20 protein-coding genes are annotated in these 19,089 nt (G+C 45.8%); 9 read left to right on the top strand and 11 right to left on the bottom strand.

From position 1 onward, the window contains the following. Window positions 1-17 precede the first annotated feature (17 nt). Window positions 18-1,610 carry an ABC-F family ATPase gene (locus TOLA_RS05025; RefSeq protein ID WP_012729204.1) on the top strand — a complete coding sequence of 531 codons (1,593 nt, stop codon included), beginning with the start codon at window positions 18-20 and terminating at the stop codon, window positions 1,608-1,610. 202 nt (window positions 1,611-1,812) lie between these two features. Here the strand turns inward: TOLA_RS05025 and rimO are convergent, their stop codons facing one another. The 3 genes from rimO to TOLA_RS05040 form a co-directional block, all read right to left on the bottom strand. Beyond that, window positions 1,813-3,141, bottom strand: coding sequence for a 30S ribosomal protein S12 methylthiotransferase RimO (gene rimO, locus TOLA_RS05030; RefSeq protein WP_012729205.1), 1,329 nt, complete (start codon window positions 3,139-3,141; stop codon window positions 1,813-1,815). Window positions 3,142-3,520: 379 nt separating this feature from the next. Continuing rightward, window positions 3,521-3,928 carry a putative zinc-binding protein gene (locus tag TOLA_RS05035; RefSeq protein ID WP_012729206.1) on the bottom strand — a complete coding sequence of 136 codons (408 nt, stop codon included), beginning with the start codon at window positions 3,926-3,928 and terminating at the stop codon, window positions 3,521-3,523. Window positions 3,929-3,973: 45 nt separating this feature from the next. Next, the gene (locus TOLA_RS05040; protein WP_012729207.1) at window positions 3,974-4,561 is read right to left on the bottom strand and encodes a flavin reductase family protein; all 588 of its coding nucleotides are present in this window, start codon (window positions 4,559-4,561) and stop codon (window positions 3,974-3,976) included. Between the two features lie 101 nt (window positions 4,562-4,662). Between TOLA_RS05040 and TOLA_RS05045 the strand changes: the two genes are divergently transcribed. Then, entirely contained in the window at window positions 4,663-5,085 is a 423-nt protein-coding gene (locus TOLA_RS05045; RefSeq protein WP_012729208.1) for a MarR family winged helix-turn-helix transcriptional regulator, read from the top strand. Between the two features lie 130 nt (window positions 5,086-5,215). Here TOLA_RS05045 and TOLA_RS05050 read toward each other — a convergent pair whose 3' ends face one another. Both TOLA_RS05050 and TOLA_RS05055 read right to left on the bottom strand, forming a co-directional pair. After that, a complete protein-coding gene (locus TOLA_RS05050; RefSeq protein ID WP_012729209.1) occupies window positions 5,216-5,722 on the bottom strand; it encodes a DUF1543 domain-containing protein in 507 nt (168 codons plus the stop codon). Between the two features lie 34 nt (window positions 5,723-5,756). Further along, window positions 5,757-6,191 (bottom strand): glutamine amidotransferase-related protein, encoded by a 435-nt coding sequence (locus tag TOLA_RS05055; protein WP_083757728.1) that lies wholly within the window; start codon window positions 6,189-6,191, stop codon window positions 5,757-5,759. Window positions 6,192-6,228: 37 nt separating this feature from the next. Between TOLA_RS05055 and TOLA_RS05060 the strand changes: the two genes are divergently transcribed. Next, on the top strand, window positions 6,229-6,450 hold the full coding sequence (locus tag TOLA_RS05060; protein WP_049759139.1) for a hypothetical protein: 222 nt from the start codon (window positions 6,229-6,231) through the stop codon (window positions 6,448-6,450). A 70-nt stretch (window positions 6,451-6,520) separates the two neighbouring features. On the opposite strand, the gene TOLA_RS17050 is transcribed toward TOLA_RS05060, so the two are convergent. Continuing rightward, complete coding sequence (locus TOLA_RS17050; RefSeq protein WP_218916120.1) at window positions 6,521-6,811, bottom strand: LysR substrate-binding domain-containing protein; 291 nt, start codon at window positions 6,809-6,811, stop codon at window positions 6,521-6,523. 75 nt (window positions 6,812-6,886) lie between these two features. On the opposite strand from TOLA_RS17050, the gene TOLA_RS05070 reads away from it, so the two are divergent. Together TOLA_RS05070 and TOLA_RS16620 are read left to right on the top strand one after the other, a co-directional pair. Then, window positions 6,887-7,351 (top strand): AzlD family protein, encoded by a 465-nt coding sequence (locus TOLA_RS05070; protein WP_012729210.1) that lies wholly within the window; start codon window positions 6,887-6,889, stop codon window positions 7,349-7,351. A 44-nt stretch (window positions 7,352-7,395) separates the two neighbouring features. Next, a complete protein-coding gene (locus TOLA_RS16620; RefSeq protein WP_012729211.1) occupies window positions 7,396-7,698 on the top strand; it encodes a hypothetical protein in 303 nt (100 codons plus the stop codon). A 33-nt stretch (window positions 7,699-7,731) separates the two neighbouring features. Here the strand turns inward: TOLA_RS16620 and TOLA_RS05080 are convergent, their stop codons facing one another. Next, window positions 7,732-9,159, bottom strand: a complete 1,428-nt coding sequence (locus TOLA_RS05080; RefSeq protein WP_012729212.1) for a 6-phospho-beta-glucosidase — start codon at window positions 9,157-9,159, stop codon at window positions 7,732-7,734. A 163-nt stretch (window positions 9,160-9,322) separates the two neighbouring features. Here TOLA_RS05080 and TOLA_RS05085 point away from each other — a divergent pair, with 163 nt between their 5' ends. The 3 genes from TOLA_RS05085 (at window position 9,323) to TOLA_RS05095 (ending at window position 12,663) form a co-directional block, all read left to right on the top strand. Next, on the top strand, window positions 9,323-10,225 hold the full coding sequence (locus TOLA_RS05085; protein ID WP_012729213.1) for a LysR substrate-binding domain-containing protein: 903 nt from the start codon (window positions 9,323-9,325) through the stop codon (window positions 10,223-10,225). Window positions 10,226-10,558: 333 nt separating this feature from the next. Then, entirely contained in the window at window positions 10,559-11,365 is an 807-nt protein-coding gene (locus TOLA_RS05090) for a 4-hydroxy-tetrahydrodipicolinate reductase (protein WP_012729214.1), read from the top strand. A gap of 197 nt (window positions 11,366-11,562) precedes the next feature. Next, window positions 11,563-12,663 carry an FAD-dependent oxidoreductase gene (locus TOLA_RS05095; RefSeq protein ID WP_012729215.1) on the top strand — a complete coding sequence of 367 codons (1,101 nt, stop codon included), beginning with the start codon at window positions 11,563-11,565 and terminating at the stop codon, window positions 12,661-12,663. Window positions 12,664-12,679: 16 nt separating this feature from the next. Here the strand turns inward: TOLA_RS05095 and TOLA_RS05100 are convergent, their stop codons facing one another. The 4 genes from TOLA_RS05100 to TOLA_RS05115 form a co-directional block, all read right to left on the bottom strand. Beyond that, window positions 12,680-13,294, bottom strand: coding sequence for a CDP-alcohol phosphatidyltransferase family protein (locus TOLA_RS05100; RefSeq protein WP_012729216.1), 615 nt, complete (start codon window positions 13,292-13,294; stop codon window positions 12,680-12,682). Further along, window positions 13,287-13,931 (bottom strand): ATP-binding cassette domain-containing protein, encoded by a 645-nt coding sequence (locus tag TOLA_RS05105; protein ID WP_012729217.1) that lies wholly within the window; start codon window positions 13,929-13,931, stop codon window positions 13,287-13,289. The genes TOLA_RS05100 and TOLA_RS05105 overlap by 8 nt, the downstream gene beginning before the upstream one ends. A 1-nt stretch (window position 13,932) precedes the next feature. Next, window positions 13,933-15,264 (bottom strand): ABC transporter permease, encoded by a 1,332-nt coding sequence (locus TOLA_RS05110; protein WP_171804900.1) that lies wholly within the window; start codon window positions 15,262-15,264, stop codon window positions 13,933-13,935. A gap of 305 nt (window positions 15,265-15,569) precedes the next feature. After that, window positions 15,570-16,745 (bottom strand): ABC transporter substrate-binding protein, encoded by a 1,176-nt coding sequence (locus tag TOLA_RS05115; protein WP_012729219.1) that lies wholly within the window; start codon window positions 16,743-16,745, stop codon window positions 15,570-15,572. A gap of 135 nt (window positions 16,746-16,880) precedes the next feature. Between TOLA_RS05115 and TOLA_RS05120 the strand changes: the two genes are divergently transcribed. Further along, window positions 16,881-19,034, top strand: coding sequence for an FAD-dependent oxidoreductase (locus TOLA_RS05120; protein ID WP_012729220.1), 2,154 nt, complete (start codon window positions 16,881-16,883; stop codon window positions 19,032-19,034). Window positions 19,035-19,089: the final 55 nt, after the last annotated feature.

The raw sequence follows: 19,089 nt of genomic DNA on the forward strand, positions 1-19,089 counted from the left end.
TATAAGGTAAGTAAAAAGTGCTTAGTACCAACAATATCACCATGCAGTTCGGCTCTAAGCCACTGTTTGAAAACATTTCCGTCAAATTCGGCGGTGGTAACCGTTACGGTCTGATCGGTGCCAACGGCTGCGGTAAGTCAACCTTCATGAAGATCATGGGTGGTGATTTAGATCCGACCGCTGGTAACGTCTTCCTTGATCCGAACGAGCGTCTGGGTAAATTGCGTCAGGATCAATTCGCGTATGAAGATATGCGCGTGCTCGACGTCGTTATGATGGGCCACACCGAATTGTGGGCTGCCATGCATGAGCGTGATGCCATTTATGCCAATCCAGAAGCGACTGACGATGATTACATGCACGCCGCCGAGCTGGAAGGCAAAGTTGCCGAGTATGACGGTTACACCGCAGAAGCGCGTGCTGGCGAGCTGTTGCTGGGCGCAGGTATTCCGGTTGAACAGCATACAGGCCTGATGAATGCGGTTGCACCGGGCTGGAAACTGCGTGTGCTGCTGGCGCAGGCACTGTTCTCAAACCCCGACATTCTGCTGCTGGACGAACCAACCAACAACCTGGATATCAGCACCATTCGCTGGTTGGAAGATACCTTGAATGCGCGTGAAAGTACCATGGTCATTATTTCGCATGACCGTCACTTCCTGAACATGGTCTGTACACATATGGCCGATTTGGATTACGGCGAACTGCGCGTTTATCCGGGTAACTATGACGAATACATGTCGGCTGCTACGCAGGCCCGTGAACGTCTGCTGTCTGATAATGCGAAGAAAAAATCCCAAATCGCTGACCTGCAATCATTCGTTAGTCGCTTTAGTGCCAACGCGTCTAAATCTCGTCAGGCTACTTCACGTCTGAAGCAGATCGATAAGATCAAGATCGAGGAAGTGAAGGCATCCAGCCGTCAGAACCCGTTCATCCGTTTTGAACAGGACAAGAAGCTGTATCGCAACATTCTGGAAATCGAAAACCTGAGCAAAGGCTATGATAACGGCCCGCTGTTCAAAGGTTTTAATCTGATGGTCGAAGTCGGCGAGAAGATCGCGGTACTCGGTACCAACGGTATCGGTAAAACCACGCTGATCAAAACACTGGTTGGTGAACTGACGCCTGACACCGGCTCGGTGAAATGGTCTGAAAATGCCAAAATCGGTTATTACTCGCAGGATCATGCGGAAGATTTTGAAACTGATCTGTCTGTATTCGACTGGATGTATCAGTGGAAGCAGGAAAGCGATGATGAGCAGGCTATCCGTAGTGTGCTGGGTCGTTTACTGTTCAACCAGGATGACATCCGCAAGCAGGCAAAAGTGCTGTCGGGTGGTGAAAAAGGCCGCATGCTGTTTGGTAAGCTGATGCTGCAGAAACCAAACATTCTGGTGATGGATGAACCAACCAACCACTTGGATATGGAATCTATCGAGTCACTGAACATGGCGCTGGAAATGTATCCGGGCACACTGATTTTCGTGTCTCACGATCGTGAATTTGTTAGCTCGCTGGCAAACCGTGTTCTGGAAATTACCCCAGAGAAGATCGTCGACTTCGGTGGTAACTACGAAGATTATCTGCGTAGTCAGGGTATCGAATAATCAATCCTGAGTATTAGATAGCAAAAAGCCCGGTTCTAAACAGACCGGGCTTTTTTTATGCTGATTCAGTGGGAACGGACAACAGGAATAATTTCCCCGACACGCCGTAAACTCATCCCTGAGGGCTCCGCTGCGCCATCCATGGCGCAGAGGGTCGGTAAATTTTTCCTGTTATCCTTCCAGCAAGTTGATAAGACTGTACTTATCGAACTACTGTTCCCCACAGATCATATTCATCAGAATTTTCGATTTTAACTTTAACGATATCACCCGGTTTCAGGGTGGTTTCGCCATTTAAGTAAACGACGCCATCGATCTCCGGTGCATCAGCGAAACTACGGCCAATCGCGCCTTCTTCATCCACTTCGTCAACGATCACATCTAATTCACGGCCGATTTTAGCGGCCAGACGACGGGCAGAGATCTTCTGCTGCAGTTCCATGAAGCGGTGGAAGCGTTCTTCTTTCACTTCTTCCGGTACAGGATCCGGCAGTTCGTTGGCTTTTGCACCATCAACCGGGCTGTATTTGAAGCAGCCAACACGATCCAGTTCGGCTTTCTCGAGGAAATCGAGCAGCATCTGGAAGTCTTCTTCCGTTTCGCCGGGGAAGCCGACAATGAAAGTAGAACGCAGAGTCAGGTCAGGGCAGATACGACGCCATTCCTGAATACGTTCCAGCGTACGCTCAATCGCGCCCGGACGTTTCATCAGTTTCAGAATGCGCGGGCTGGCATGCTGCAGCGGGATATCCAGATACGGCAGGATCTTGCCTTCCGCCATCAATGGGATCACGTCATCGACATGCGGGTAAGGGTAAACATAGTGCAGGCGTACCCACATACCCATCTTGGCCAGCTCTTCGCACAACGCGATCATGCTGGTTTTCACTGGTGAGCCTTCATAGAAACCAGTACGGTGTTTTACATCAGCACCGTAAGCTGAAGTGTCCTGAGAGATCACCAGAATCTCTTTTACACCGGCATTTTTCAGGCGTTTCGCTTCACCCAGCACTTCACCAATCGCTCGGCTATCAAGATCGCCACGCATCGATGGGATGATGCAGAATGTGCAGCGGTGATTACAGCCTTCAGATATTTTCAGGTAGGCGTAATGCTTTGGTGTCAGTTTCACACCCTGTTCCGGCACCAGACTCAGGAACGGGTTATGTTCTGGTTTCGGTGCATATTTATGAACATGGCTTAATACCTGTTCATAAGCATGCGGGCCGGAGATTTCCAGCACTTTCGGATGTACTTCGCGGATCTGATCTTCTTTCGCACCCAGGCAGCCAGTCACGATCACTTTGCCGTTTTCCTGCAGTGCCTCGCCGATCGCTTCCAGTGATTCCTGTACGGCGCTGTCGATAAAGCCGCAGGTGTTCACGATCACCAGTTCAGCATTGTCGTAGTTGTTTACGACGTCATAACCTTCAGTGCGTAACTGCGTCAAAATGCGTTCAGCATCGACAAGATTTTTAGGGCAGCCGAGGCTGACAAAACCGACCTTTGGGGCCTGCGCTTTTTGATTCATATCGTTCAATTATTGCTCAATGATTGCTGTTGAGAAAACCGCCGCATCATACCTTTTTAACAAAAATAATACACGTTTTTTAGATTGGTTAGCCTGCTGTATTTGGGTGTTACTGCTACTAATTCTGCGGGGGGAGCAATGCATCAATATACGGAAACTACTTAAAAAATAGTTAATTCCGCAGCAAGAAATAGAGCCGTGCTAAAAATCACTCTAATTTTATTGGTTGATATTTTGTAAATAATTGAAACACCAATATAAATACTTACCAGCCTATAGTGACAGGGATTCCAGTGCTCTATGAAACATTGTTTGATAAAACAGAAGAAGCTAATGCTGCGATGGCTCCAAGAACGACCATAGCCAAAGAGTCTGAAAATCAGTAAGCAATAGATACCACATTTTCTGCATTTGTTATTTTTAAGTGTTGAGTAATTTCAGTAATTTTTTTGATCAATATGTTTGCCTCGCTTAAATCAAAATCAGTGCGTAGCCGTTTTTTCACCCCGAGTGTGTTTAACAAGATATGTTGTGTTGGCGTTATGTCATGTATAGCCAGACAATTTTTAACACATTCAAGTGGACAGCCATCAAGAGCAATAATTGGCCGTCCAGAGCAGGCAATGCGAACCAATTGCTTCACGTTTCCACCCACACCTGCAATGCATGACATTTCCGCATCGCCCTGTCTATCTAACTGAATAGCTAAATAATTAGCCATTTGGGCTGCACTTGAACAACCGGAACATGAATACACCAGCGGTAGAGTTTGGTCATGTTTGCTCATATATTGTCACCTAATTTTTAATTAATATCAGCCATGCCACTTAAACTAATTTTCAAATCGAAAGTTCTTCCCTATGCTTTCTGTAATGCCATGATAGCTTCTGAAGTTATTAATCAATGGATTCCATAAATTGGCATCAAGAATATCATCATGTTTGAGTAGTGATTCTTCAGCATGAATATAATTTGCTTTCAATTCCACAATGGCATGTTTGTCTCGTTTAATAATATTTTCTACTAAACATTCAACTTGAATAGGGCACTCCTGTATACGTAGTGGTCGTACCGTCAGAGATGGTTGTGCCGTGAATTCGCCGAAAAGAAACTTGTCTTCGCAATAACTAAAGCCTGATTTCAATTTTTCCGGCGGCACGGGCTGTTTACCTGTATATCTGGCAATAGATTCAATTTTGTCAGCAAGGTTTGCTGATGCAATGTTAAGTACCACTTCTGGGCAGGATTCGATATTTTCAACGGCTTTTATATTTAAGCTAAGTCCAATGACGATGCTATTCGACAGTGCCCAGCTTGATGAGATCGGCGTGATGTTAGTTGAACCTGTTTCATCTATGGTATTCAATAGAATTACAGTGTTTCCCCAGTAAAGCGATTTAGGGTGAATTTGTTTATGCATTGATAACTCCAGAGTCGTGGGTCTACACAATCAAAATATATCACAATGTGATATATTTAATGTAAGTTGCTTCTGTAAAAATTTCAACCATAGAGTGTGCCATGCTGACAAAAAACCAATTCGAAGCTCTCTCAGAATTCCGTTACCAGTTGAAGCGCTTTCTTCACTTTAGTGAAGCTGCTGCCAAGGAACAGGGGATAACGCCTTTGCAATATCTGTTGCTTTTGCATATTCAGGGATATCCGGGGCGGAACTGGGCAACGGTGGGCGAACTAGCTGAAAGGCTTCAAATGAATCACAATGCAACAGTTGCTTTGCTTACACGATGTGAGGAGTTGGATCTTGTTGAACGCAGGAAAAATGAAAGTGACCGACGTAAAGTTGAAATACATCTGACAGTTAAAGGTAGCTCATACTTACAAAAATTGGCTCAACAGCATAAAACCGAGCTGCAATCACTGCAGAAGACTTTTCAGGTTGCGCAGATAACGGCATTTAATGAAGATCAAGAAACAACGGTTTAACGTGAACTTGGTGTATAAATTTAAAGCAAAAATCAGAAAAAATATCTGTCCTTGGATCTTAATGCCGGTCAGTCAATGCTTAACTGATCGACATTAACTTTGGATGCCAGAGTGTTGATTTGAGTTCTTTTCAAAGCCCAATCGGTTGATAGCCTTGCCATTCAGGCATAAATGGCGTGCCTTCTGATTGTGGCTCTAAGTGAAGGTAATATTCACCGATCTGACTGAGTAATTTGCAGTCATCCACCTCTTTCAGGTTATCTTTGTGTTGTTGCTGTTTGCCGGTCAGTAACGAGGCTAACGCTTGTTTTTTGGCGGCAGCGGCATTTTCGGCAACAAAAAAATCGAAGGCATGTAATTCCATCAGATCGGTTTTGCAATAAGCGCCAACATTGACGAAAAATAGTTTCGATGACTGTGATTCAGGTGGTGTTTTCGACACGGATACGCGATACCCATCGACCCAACGTAAGCGGCCATAGCCGTCGATATGTATCTTATCGCTATCACCAAACCAATTTTCGCGCAGTGTTGGCCATGCCGCTTCCGGGGTTTCGGTGATCACAAACTGAATATCATGCACTTCAATGTTTGATTTTCCGGCATTACCACCGATGGCGAATACAAATAGCTCCATGTTTACCTTTCCATATTAAGTATTGATATTTTGTTTAACAGGCCACCCAAGCGTTCGGGTTTGTTGTTTTTTCTTGAACCCATTTTCTGATGCCAACCCGTTGTGGTTCAAATGTATATTCCACCAGTTCAGCGATGCTATGTGGCGTAAATTCAAGATGGCATTGCAAACCGTAAACGAGATCCATAAATTTCACGATCTGGCGCGGGCACCCTTGGCTTTCGGCAAGCACTCTCGACGATGGCAATAGCCCTGGCATGTCATTGTACCAATGCCCAACCAACTCTGTGTGTTTGAAATGTTGGAGCAGTGGGTCATGTCTGCCTTCTGCTGTCAGGATGATCGGGAAATAGCCGATCTCTTTTTCTGGGCTATGTTGGAATTTTGCGCCTAAAGCCTCACCAATCAGTTGAGCCCCCAGACACACCCCGATCACCGCTTTGCCCGCACTAATGCTACGAATGATCAGTTTTTTCTCTGCTTCGGCATCAAAATGAGCACATTCAGTGGAATTTTTGTCGGTGGCAAAATCATGTCAGGTTACGGCTTTTCTGAAAGAGCTGATTTTAAGGCTATTTGAGATCAACGACACCTATTCAGAGCAACGCTTATCTCGAATGATGGCAGTGTTGAATGATGAATTAACCATGGCTGGCAGCTTTGATATTTCACTATTGATTCAAACAGATAAGCGTTTGCAGGTAATTTTTAAGCAGCTTCAGCAGTAACCAGATGCAGAGCAAACCTTGGCTGAGTGTGTGGCTCAAAGAAAATGCTCTGAATTCCTTAATGTTTTTACTAATAAATCGTAAATATAATCAACTGCTTGCGAGTGTTTTGATTTTTACTACGGTAAACCGCCACTTCCATCGGTTCGTGGAAAAGCAAGGTGCCTCTATTCGGGTTATCTCGCGAAATCAGCGCTAAATCCAAATCATTATTTTCGACTCTTGGGATTAAGGATGTGGACTGCTCACAGTTCAGCTCAATCTCAACACTGTCAAATCTAGGCGCAAAGTTCCGTAATACAGGTGTCAGATACTTGGCTGCATAATCATCCTGAACGCCTAATTTGAGTTGCCCTTGCAACTCTTGCCCGTGAAATACAGCTTGTGCTTCTGCATGTAAATCAAGAATTCGCCGTGCTGTTGGGAGCGAAAAAACATGAACATTGAAACGACGGAAATGGGAACGTTTTCGCTCATTGTCATTATGATGGCTGTGACCATTTTAACCCGTTGGGGTGGCATATTTGTGATGTCATATCTCCCCATCAACTACTGCATTCAGCAGTTCATTGCTGGTATGTCAGGTTCTGTGCTTATCGCGATTATAGCGCCCATGTTCCTCAGAGGAGACCATGGTGCTCAACTTGCATTGCTAGTAACCGCGATGGGTACGTTAACGATAAAAAGGCCGCTGGTATCTATCATAATGGGGATCATCATTGCGGCGATTACTCGACATTTATGGCTTATGACCCAAAGTGCTTTCAAAGAGGCGACTAACGCGAAGGATAAAGAATTGTTCTTGATTGACGGCGCTACCCACATCGAAACCTACTGGAAACCGCAATATGTGGATCAGGCAATGGGCAAATTAACGCAGTTCTACGGTAAATCTTTATAGCGGTCCAATTAGCCTAAAAAATAAATAAATGGGGAGCAATATCCATGAAAAAAATACCAAACGACCAGGCAGCAGATAGCCCTGCCATGCCAGATCGTCGAAAATTTCTTGTTGCCGGGGCAAGAGTGGCTGCAGTTGCATCGCTGCTGCCTGAATTTTCATTTGCCGCTCAGGGGAACTCTGAGCGTTCATCAGCGCCTTTAACGTCAGGAACCCGAAAGCTGGGGAAACTTGAAGTTTCCAGTATTGGTCTTGGCGTACAGCTCCTGACCAAAACATCAGGAGAATGGATTAGCCAACTATCCGATAAAAACAACCAACGTCTCAACTGCGCTGGTTGTTTTTAATGACTGTAGTCTCAACCCAAATGGGTATCTGGATTAAATTATTTCACCATTACTACTGATGGCTTGCTGATACCAGTAGAAACTTTTCTTCCGACTGCGCGCCATGGTGCCGGTCCCGTCGTCATGTTTATCGACGTAGATAAAACCATAACGCTTGCGGTATTCACCGGTGGTGAAGGATACGCAGTCCAGACAGCCCCAAGGGGTATAACCCATCAGATCTACGCCATCGACAGCAACTGCTTTGGCCATTTGCTCGACGTGAGCTTGCAGATAACCGATGCGGTAGTCATCATTGATTTCACCGTTTGCTTCAACCGTGTCGTAGGCGCCAAACCCATTTTCCACGATAAACAGTGGTTTCTGGTAACGTTCATAAAGAACATTCATGGCATAGCGCAATCCGACTGGATCAATAGACCAGCCCCAGTCCGATACCTTGATATGCGGGTTGGTGACGCTGCCTGAGGTCAGCCCGGTATTCGTGCCCTGATCATCGGCTTTGACAGTATTCGTCATGTAATAGCTGAAGCCGAGGTAATCAGTACAACCTTCTTTCAGGATTTGTGCATCTTCAGGTTCCATCGCGATGTTATAGCCTTTACGCTCCCATTCTTTCAGGGCGTAGGATGGATATTCCCCGCGCATATGCACATCACTGAAGATAAAGTGCTTATGCATCTTCTCGACCGCGTACATCATATCGTCCGGGTTGCAGGAGAACGGATAATAAGGAATGAAACCAATCATGCAGCCGATTTTAAAATCAGCATTAATTGCATGACCTAATTTCACCACTTTGGCACTGGCAACCAGTTGATGATGAGAGACCTGATACATCATCTCTTCTGGTTTTTCATAATTATTAAATATGACGCCTGAGCAGCAATAACCAAATAATGGATAAGCATATTTTGCCTGGTTATTGATTTCGTTAAATGTCATCCAGTATTTAACTTTATTCTTATATCGTTTCATAACGACTTCAGAATAATGCACAAAGAAATCAATGACTTTTCGATCTGCCCAGCCACCATATTCTTTTACCAAATGGTAAGGCATTTCGAAATGGGATAGGGTGATGACGGGCTCGATGTTATATTTCAGCAGCTCATCGAAGAGTGCATCATAAAACTTTAAACCTTCTTCATTCGGTTCTTGTTCATCGCCATTAGGAAATATACGTGTCCAGGCGATAGATGTGCGGAAACATTTAAAACCCATTTCAGCAAAGAGAGCGATATCTTCTTTAAAATGATGATAAAAATCAGTCGCTTCATGGTTAGGGTAATAAACGTCGTCTTGGATGCCATCAGTAATGACCCGGTCTTGATCGACCGAACCGCCGGAGAGCACATCGCAAATACTCAGTCCTTTACCACCCAGATTGTACCCACCTTCAACTTGATGAGCTGCAACGGCGCCACCCCACAGGAAATCATCTGGTAATTTATAAGACATAGATACAATCCTTATCTTGTGTGTTGTATGAATCAAATTGGTATTTTGTGACTGCGCTATAGCGTACTTAAAATATTTTAAACATCGGTTTTACTAACTAACAAACGAAATATATAGTGTTATAGGTGAATTAATTTCACTTATAAGTTATGGGGATGCTCAATTGATACTGCAAAATAAGCTGACCTTGCTAAGTACTTTTGAGGTTGCAGCAAGATATCTCAGCTTTAAGCTTGCAGCAGATGAGCTTTGTCTCACACCGAGTGCTATCAGTCATCGTATTCAGCAACTGGAAAAACAGTTAGGGTTCCGGCTTTTTCTGCGCATGACGCGCAAATTGGTCTTAACTGAAGATGGCAACCGATTGCTGCGGACGCTCACCAAATCATTACGCCGTATTGATGATGAGATCGAAGACATCCGCTACAACGATCTTCGGGGTACACTGACGCTGGGTATTGCACCGATATTGGGCCAGTTATGGTTAATGCCAAGATTGCCGGACTTTCAGCAGCGCTGGCCGAGTCTTAATGTGATGCTGCGGGTGAGGGCAGGGACCGTAAATTTTGATGAAGAACATATCGATCTGGCCATTTATTATGGTGCCACGCATTACCCGGATTTATACCGCGAGCTGTTATTCGAAGAACAATTATTACCTGTTTGTTCTCCGGCCTATGCCGCACAACTGGGCTTGTCAGAAAACCCGGATCGATTGTCCGAAGCCTGTTTTCTACATGCATCCGAATCCACAGATGTGCAGAATCTGTTTTCAGAATGGCGGATATGGTGCGAAGCCAGCAATATAAGCCTTCCTCTGGAAGAGCGATATTATGGCTTTAATAACTACACGTTGGCTTTGCAGGCTGCGCTGAATGGCATGGGCATATTAATGGGGCGGTATATTTTAATAAAACCAATGCTGGAGTCCGGTCAGTTGGTCAGTCCGTGTGGCCCAATGATACCCGCCGGAAGAAATTATGAGCTTTTTTATCCGGAAGAAAATGCTCAGCGGCCACGATTAAAAGCTTTTACGGACTGGATGAAAGAGCAAATACTATTGTAGTAATAAATTCCCCGGAGGAAGCGGTTTTCGGTGAATAGATCGAATATCGCCGAGAGCACCTTCAAGTAGATTAACTACGAATTAAAAAACGGAATTTTTCTATTAGATACATTGGCGTAGGCTTATTTTTAAGTGGGTGATTGTTAGGTGTTTATTTAAGATAAGAGTAAATTTTTATTATTATTGAATAGTGATGTCAGTCATTGAATTTATCGGTAAACGAGCAGGGGAGACATCTCTCACTTATTGTGCTAGGCTTTCGTCTAATTCCACTTTGAATCATCAGGATTTAACAGACGCTTTGACTAAGCTCACACAAATAAGGAAACTTATATGAAAGTTGGATTGATTGGTTTTGGTAAAACAGGAAGAGCAGTTGCATCTGTTTTATTAGAGTCGAAAAAGGTAAACCTTCAGTGGGTGCTCCGTAAATCAACGACCCTTGAACACCGCTCTGTGCCTGAATTTTTGGGCGTACATTCTGATGAACCAGGACTGATTTACTCTATTAGTGAATTTAGCGCAGATGAGTTATTTGAAAAGCATCCTGTTGACGTTATTATCGATTTCTCATCAGCGGATGGTGTTGATTACTATGCGGAAGCCGCAACCAAACGTGGAATTACGGTAATCAGTGCAATATCTGCATATCCTGATAATAAATTAAAATTGCTTTCTGAAATTGCAGAAAAAATTCCGGTTCTGCATTCACCTAATATTACATTAGGCATCAATTTCTTAATGATTGCGGCGAAAATACTTAAGAATATTGCACCCTATACGGATATAGAAATCATAGAAGAGCACTTTAAAAGCAAACCAGAAGTATCCGGTACAGCAAAGAAGATCGCACAGGCACTGGATTTGCCGGATGAGTCTATAAAAACCATCAGAGCCGGTGGTATTATTGGTGTTCATGAGATTATTTTTGGCTTTCCATATCAAGTGGTTAGGTTGCGCCATGAGTCAATATCCCGTGAAGCTTTTGGTAATGGCATTATATTCGCTTTGGAAAATCTGGTTGGGAAGGATAATGGACTCTATACAATGGAGGACTTACTTCTGCCTTATTTCCATTTAAACGAAACTGAGCAAATGTTTATTGAGAAGAACACCAAGCCATGGTGGAGATTTTGGTAATTACCTGATTAATTGAGCTTAAATAAAGGCTATTCTTGTTATGCAGCATGAATAGCCTTTTTGTTTTTTGCAATGGCAGACATTCGATATTAAAAAAATACAGCAAATTTTTAACTCAAATGTGTAATAAATGAGATAGTCACTCCGACTAACATCTTAATAGTGCGTTTCATGACAGATATGACCAAGAGAGAATTATGACTCATATTGTGCTTGTTGGCGGAGGTCATGCTCATTTATCTGTGTTACAGGCCTTGTCACAAAGACATTTGGACGATGTATTTGTGACTCTTATTACACCTGATCGATACCTCAGCTATTCAGGCATGGTGCCAGGATGGATGGCTGGTCATTATTTGAAAGAGCAGTGCCGGATTGACCTGAAACCGCTGGTGTCAGCAGCCAATGTCAATATGGTAATCGGCCGGGTTGTTGGTATTAACGCTGATCGTTGCTGTGTTGCGCTTACCGAAGGGTATCATATTGAATACGATTTACTTTCACTGGACACAGGCAGTGAAATTGATACCTCATGGCTGGAAATGGCGGGTTCAAAACTATTACCTATCAAGCCACTGGACCATTTTTTTAATACGTGGCCAACGATTATGGCAGATGCTTTGCGCAACCCGGACTATCGCCTTGTCGTTGTGGGTGGCGGTGCCGCAGGTATTGAACTGACGCTGGCAGCCGCGCATGCGTTTAAGTCCGCAGGTATTGTCTCCAATGTCGCGCTAGTGACATCCTCGTCAGGATTAGCCGTTCAGGGTCAGAAAACCAGACAGCGTTTATTACGGCAGTTGATAAAAGCCGGCGTTACCTTACATCAGCATAAAGCTGTCGGTCGTGAAGACGGATTGATGTTATCTGATGGTTCTGTGTTGTCCGCTGATTGTGTGTTAGCAGCTACCGGTGCCAGAGCACCTTACTGGCTTAAATTATCGCATCTGGATTTAGACGAGAATGGTTATGTTGCTGTTAATCAGTATCACCAAAGCCTGTCTCACCACAATGTTTTTGCTGCTGGTGATGTATGTTCCCGGCAGGATGTTAAATTAGCCCGTTCCGGTGTTCATGCGGTACATGCGGGCCCGGTTTTAGCCCATAATTTAATTGCAATGATTAAATCCAAGCCATTAAAACCTTACCGGCCGAGGAAGAAATCACTCTATATACTGGCGTGTGGTGCGCGTTATGCCGTTGCCACATGGGGATCATGGAGTCTGGAAGGTTCATGGGTATGGTATTGTAAAAACTGGATTGATCGCCGGTTTATCCGGCGGTTTTCTGAATTTTAACGCAGGATATTTCAGCTTATTCCTTGTCAGAGAAGTTGTAGCAACCCGCAACAATCCGGGTAAATATCGTTATTGCACAAAGACCGGCAAAGCCATAAGCAAGGATTGGAAACCAATCCGGAAACAAACACATCAGGACAAATACCAGAATGGTTTCTGTTGCTTCGGTCAGCCCGCCTAAATAATAAAAACCCTTATGAGGATAACGTGTGCTGGTTAATCCCCGTTTGGCGGCCATAACAGCGAAAGCCAGGAAGGTACAGCCTGTACCGACAAAACTGTAAATTAATACCGTTGCAGCAAGCGCATTCTTCTCGGGAGCTGCAAGAGCAAATCCTAACGGGATCGCAGAATAAAACAGGAAATCGAGAGAGATATCTAAAAAAGCACCCCGGTCGGTAGGTTTGGTGAGCCTGGCTATCGTGCCATCCAGGCCATCAGCCAAGCGATTTAATCCGATACATACCAAAGCCCAATGATAGTTCTGCGTAATAATCAGAGGGACTGCCGCCATACCAATCAAAAATCCGGCCCATGAAACCATATCGGCTTTTACGCCTTTATGAATGAGAGCTGTTGCAATCCATTGCAGACCGCCACTGACAGCCTTGATGAGTGCGCGATCAAGCATGGTCGATTCTCCTGTTCAGTTCCAATACGCGTCCTGCCGGAGGTACATCGCCGGGATCGTGGGTCACCAATATTGTTGGTATTCCCAACTTGGTTATTTGTTCAAATACAAATGTGCGGAATTGCGTGCGCAAAGCGGCATCTAATTTTGAAAACGGTTCATCCAGTAACAATGCTTCCGGTTCTGCCAACAGAGCGCGTAACAGACTAATCCGGGCGCGTTGACCACCGGATAATGTGGTAGTGTCGCGATCATAAAAATCAGCCAGCCCGGCTTCCGCCAGTGCTCTGTTCAGTTCATTGCGTCGGGCTTGTTTTCCCCTGAACCGCTCGGGTAAGGCAAATGCCAGATTCTGGCCGACGCTCATATGCGGAAATAACAAATCATCCTGAAACAGAATGCCAATCCGGCGTTCTTCAATAGGCAGCCGATCCCGTCGCGAGCCGTTGAGCCACAATTCGCCTTTTGCGGAAAAGACGGGATCAAGTTCACCGATGAGCCAGTTCAGCACGGTTGATTTTCCCGTTCCGGAAGCTCCCATCAGCGTCAGTATTTCACCCGGTTCAACGTGAAAACTTAAATCCGGGATCATGACTTCTGTTGTTTTGGTGATTGTAAGATGTTTGATTTCTAACATGTCAGTGCAGCCCCTTTCTATTCCGCGTAAGCCAGACAGGTATCAGTGCCGCGATGAAAAAGGCAGAGAGTGGCAGGATGATTTGTAATAGAGCCTGTACAGCAAGAGTCTGACGACTACCGCCGGAACTTAATGCTACAGCTTCTGTTGTTACCGTAACAAAACGTCCTCCTCCGGCAAACAGTGTGGGCAGGTATTGAGCAATGCTTACGGCAAAGCCGACCGCCATGGATGCCAGAATGGGGCGTATCAGGATTGGCCATTTAACCGTCAGGCAGGCATGCAAACGAGAGAATCCCAGCGCCCGGGCCGTCGTCATATACCGTTGATCAAACTCCCGGTATGGACCAACCAGCGTCAGAATCATATACGGTAAGACCCAAAGTAAATGACTCCAGATCAACCCAACGATAGTGCTGTCCAGATCCCATGCTAATAATGCAGCATACTGCGCTGCGACCAGTGGCATGGCCGGAACAATAAGCGGTATGTAAATCAAGGCATTGTAACGTTGCGGCCCCCATTCCAGCCAAATCAATGCTATTGGAAGACAGAGGAAACAGACGGCACTTGCTAACCACAACGAGGTTGAAAAGGGGGTGAAATCAGCCTGAAGCCAATTATGTAAAGAAAACGCATCTGGCAATACAGCAGGAAAAAACCAGGTTCCTGCCAGTGACCACGCGATCAACAGGATCACGATCGTATAACCCAGCCAAAATAGTGGCCGATATAGTCTCAGTGCCGACGTTGGTCTTGTCGTGACCCGTTTTCCGTTGGGGTAATAGTTGGAATGAAGAAGTTTTGACCATAAAAACCGGACCAGAAATATCACTGAGGCGAGAAACAGAAATAAAACTACGGCGGCTACGCTGCCTTGTGCTTGCTGTATGGGATCTGCATCTGTCAGCCAGCGCCAGATCAATACCGCCAATGTGGGTGGATTGGTTGGCCCCAGAATAATGCTCATATCAACAACGGATAAACTATAAGCAAATACTGCTGTAAACGGCCAGCCAAGCCGTGGCAGCAATTGTGGAAGCAGGATATAACGCCATGCCTGCCAGCGGTTGTAACCGAGCGTTCTGACGATGGTCATTTGCTGGCTGACAATTCGCTCATTTAACAGCGCACTCAATGCCCACAATAAAAACCAGCTTTCCTTGATCGCCAGTGCCAGTGCCAGACTTAAGCCATACTCATCCTGCACGGTAACCCAGGCTGGCGGCATAGTCCAATTCATTACTTGTGCGATCAGCCGGCTTAGCCACCCTGATGGTGCTATCAGAAAAAAGAAACCAATAGAAAAGGCCGCATGAGGTACTGACAACATGAGCGGGAGCCGGCGCCGGAGTTGAAGCCAGAGTGAGCCGGGATAGAGTTGGATGGCGATCAATAGAGCAATAATTATCGCTAACACTGTCCCCAATATAGCTGAGATAGCCGTGGTGATTAGTGCGTGAGGCAATAATGGATTGGAAAGGAACAACTTCCAGATATCCATGTGCAGTACAGGCAATATCTCCCAATAGAGTCCGGGCAACACAGGAAGAAAAACGACGGCAATCAGGCTAACTGATGCCCAGGAGGAAAATGACCTCCCGGAATATCTGGAAATCCAGTTTGAACCACGTTGTATTAACGTGAGCCGTAACGTTTTAACCACTCTGCCTCCAATGCATTCATCCAGCTGGCATGCGGTTCAGCCAGAGTAGGGACTTTTTCGGTCATTGCGCCCGGGACAGTCGTTTTGAAGGCGGCTCGTTGAGTAATGGAAAGCTTATCCGGATCTAATACTGAACCATCACCCCATTGAGCTAAATCGGCTTTTCTGGCTTGCGCTTCCGGAGAAAGCAGGAAATTGGCAAAAACCTGAGCGCCTTCTTTCGCTTTCGCATTCACTGGAATAGCTAAAAAATGTACGTTACCAATGGTGCCGTTACGAAAACCAAAGCTATAGGTTGTCGGCGGCAATTGCCGGGTGGTAATGAGATTGGCTGCTTCATTCGGATTAAAAGACATCGAGAGTTTCAGCTCACCATCAGCCAGCATCCGGTGCATTTCTGCAGTGCTGGCGGGAAACGCTTTTCCTGAGCGCCATAAGAACGGATGCAGTTGATCCAGATAAGCCCAGAGTGGTTGTGTTAATTGAACGAAAGAATCTGACGATACAGGTTTTTGTAATAGAGCGGGATCCGGTGTTAACTCTGACAACAGTTGTTTGAGGAACGTGGTTCCGTGAAAATCAGGCGGCTTCGGATAGGTAACCCGTCCCGGATTGGCTTTGGCAAAGGATAATAATTCTTTGGCAGATCCTGGCGGGACAGGCGTTACTGCATTATTTGCAATAAAGGTTAATTGTGCCGTTCCCCAAGGGCTTTCCAAGCCTGCTGTGGGCTCAGAAAAATCAGATTGTACCGGCTTCTTTAAGTCTACATATTGCCAGTTTGGTAACTGCTCGGCCCATGGGCCAAACAACAGATGGTGTTGTTTTAATTGGCTGAAATTCTCGCCATTTACCCACATTAAATCGACGGAACCGCCATTATGGCGACCAGACGCGACTTCGGTCTGAACCCGTTTAACGACCTCGGCGGTATCTGTCACTTTGACATGTCTGACAATAATGCCGTAGGTTTTATTGGCTTCCTTTGCGGCCCAATCGATGTATGCATTAGTTGCTTCACTGCCGCCCCAGGCATTGAAATATACGGTTTGTCCCCGGGCCTGAGTTTCAATGGCAGTCCAGTTTTCCCCCGCCATTGCCGAAATGGATAGTGCACTTGCCAGAGTAAATACAATCGCTTTTTCCATGTGATATCACCTTTGAATCAAGTCGTTGATGATCTCTTTGTCGGGGATGTGTCCTGAACTATTACAAAAAATGAGATGACGGCATTCATGGTCATCTATTGTTTTAATAGAGCTCAATCCGGACAGGATCCCGAAATGAAAAAGATCATGGTGATAAGCGTTATAACGCTATTAGTCATTCTCATATATGCATTTGATATACAGGCATATCTGAGTGTGGATGGGCTAAAGCATAGTGTATCCCAACTCGAAATGTGGCGAGTCGAACGTCCACTATTAGTGGGTGCCCTGTTCTTTTCATTGTATATATTGATCGCTCTTCTTTCCTTGCCGGGTGCTGCTGTAATGACCATTGGTGCTGGTGCCCTGTTTGGCTTGTTATGGGGTAGCATTATTGCTTCTTTTGCATCCAGTATCGGCGCAACGCTGGCATTTTTACTGTCTCGCTATTTGCTGCGGGATGTAGTCCAGAATCGTTTTGACAAGCAACTTACCGCGATTAATGCCGGAATGGCCAAAGATGGACTTTTATATTTATTTGCTTTGCGTTTGGTTCCCATCTTCCCCTTTTTTCTAATCAATCTTCTGATGGGACTGACAACAATCCGTACCCGCGATTACTACTGGGTCAGTCAACTTGGGATGCTGGCAGGGACATTGGTTTATGTTAATGCCGGCACTCAATTGATCAGGTTAACCAGCCTGTCAGAGATCATGTCTCCGGCATTGCTGGCGTCATTTGCTCTTCTGGGCGTTTTTCCAATGATGGCTAAATATGTTGTGAAATATCTGGAACGTCGCCGGGTGTATGCCAGATGGTCTGAGCCGGAAAAATTTGATCGCAACCTGATTGTTATCGGGGGCGGGGCCGCCGGTCTGGTAACGTCTTACATTGCTGCAGCAGTGAAAGCTAAAGTCACGTTAGTAGAAGCGCACAAGATGGGCGGTGATTGCCTGAATTATGGCTGTGTGCCGAGCAAGGCCATTATCAAATCAGCACGTTTGGCTCACACTATCCGGCATGGTGAGCATTATGGATTGGAAAATCTGACGCCGACCTTTAGTTTCCGTAATGTCATGGCCAGAGTACACGAGGTCATACGTCATGTTGCACCTCATGACAGTATTGAGCGTTATACCAGACTGGGTGTAGAGGTTTTAGAGGGGTATGCCACTATTATTGACCCCTGGACTGTTGAAATTAAGCTGAATAATGGCGGCACCCAACGGCTGACCACTCGCAGCATTGTCATTGCGACAGGGGCCAGACCTGTTGTGCCCCCATTACCAGGGTTAGAAGAAGTCGGTTATCTGACCAGCGATACCATGTGGCGTGAATTAGCGAAATTGGATGCGCCACCTGCCCGCCTGGTGATCTTAGGCGGTGGTCCTATCGGTTGCGAGCTTTCACAAAGCTTTGCGCGTCTAGGTTCTCAGGTAACTCAGGTTGAAATGGCTTCCCGTATCATGATCAGGGAAGATGAAGATGTATCCGCTCTGGCCAGAGACGCATTGACCCGCGATGGCGTCCTTGTGCTGACGGAGCACAAGGCATTGCGCTGTGAAAAAGAGGGAGAGCGCAAGTTCATTGTCCTGGAACATAAGAACATTGAACTTCGTATTGAGTTTGATGTGCTTTTATGTGCGGTGGGCCGCGCAGCCCGTTTATCCGGTTATGGTCTGGAAGCGTTAGGCATTGAAACTCAGCGCACCGTGATCACTAACGATTATCTTGAAACACTCTACCCGAATATTTTTGCCGCCGGTGATGTTGCCGGCCCTTATCAGTTTACGCATACCGCCGGTCACCAGGCCTGGTATGCCGCTGTTAATGCGCTGTTCGGCGATTTCAAACGGTTCAAGGTCGATTATTCCGTCGTGCCATGGGCCACCTTCATCGATCCGGAAGTCGCTCGTGTAGGGCTGAATGAGCAGGATGCCAGAGAAAAAGGGATCCCTTACGAAATCACCCGCTTCGGGCTTGCTGATCTGGATCGCGCTATCGCCGACGGCACTACTCATGGTTTTATTAAAGTGCTTACTGTACCGGGTAAAGATCGCATTCTGGGCGTTACCATTGTCGGGGAACATGCCGCTGATTTATTGGCCGAGTTTGTTTTGGCCATGAAGCATCGTCTGGGACTTAACCAGATCCTTGGAACAATCCATACTTACCCAACTTTGTCCGAAGCTAATAAATATGTGGCCGGAGAGTGGAAGCGGCAACATGCGCCTCAGCGGATTCTGAACTGGCTGGCCCGTTACCACTCATGGAAACGCGGTGCGTAGCATGAGCTATAAACAGAGTTCCACGCAGCCATCATGACTGCGTGGAAGGTCTGGT

The sequence above is a fragment of the Tolumonas auensis DSM 9187 genome, assembly GCF_000023065.1.
Lineage (GTDB): Bacteria > Pseudomonadota > Gammaproteobacteria > Enterobacterales > Aeromonadaceae > Tolumonas > Tolumonas auensis.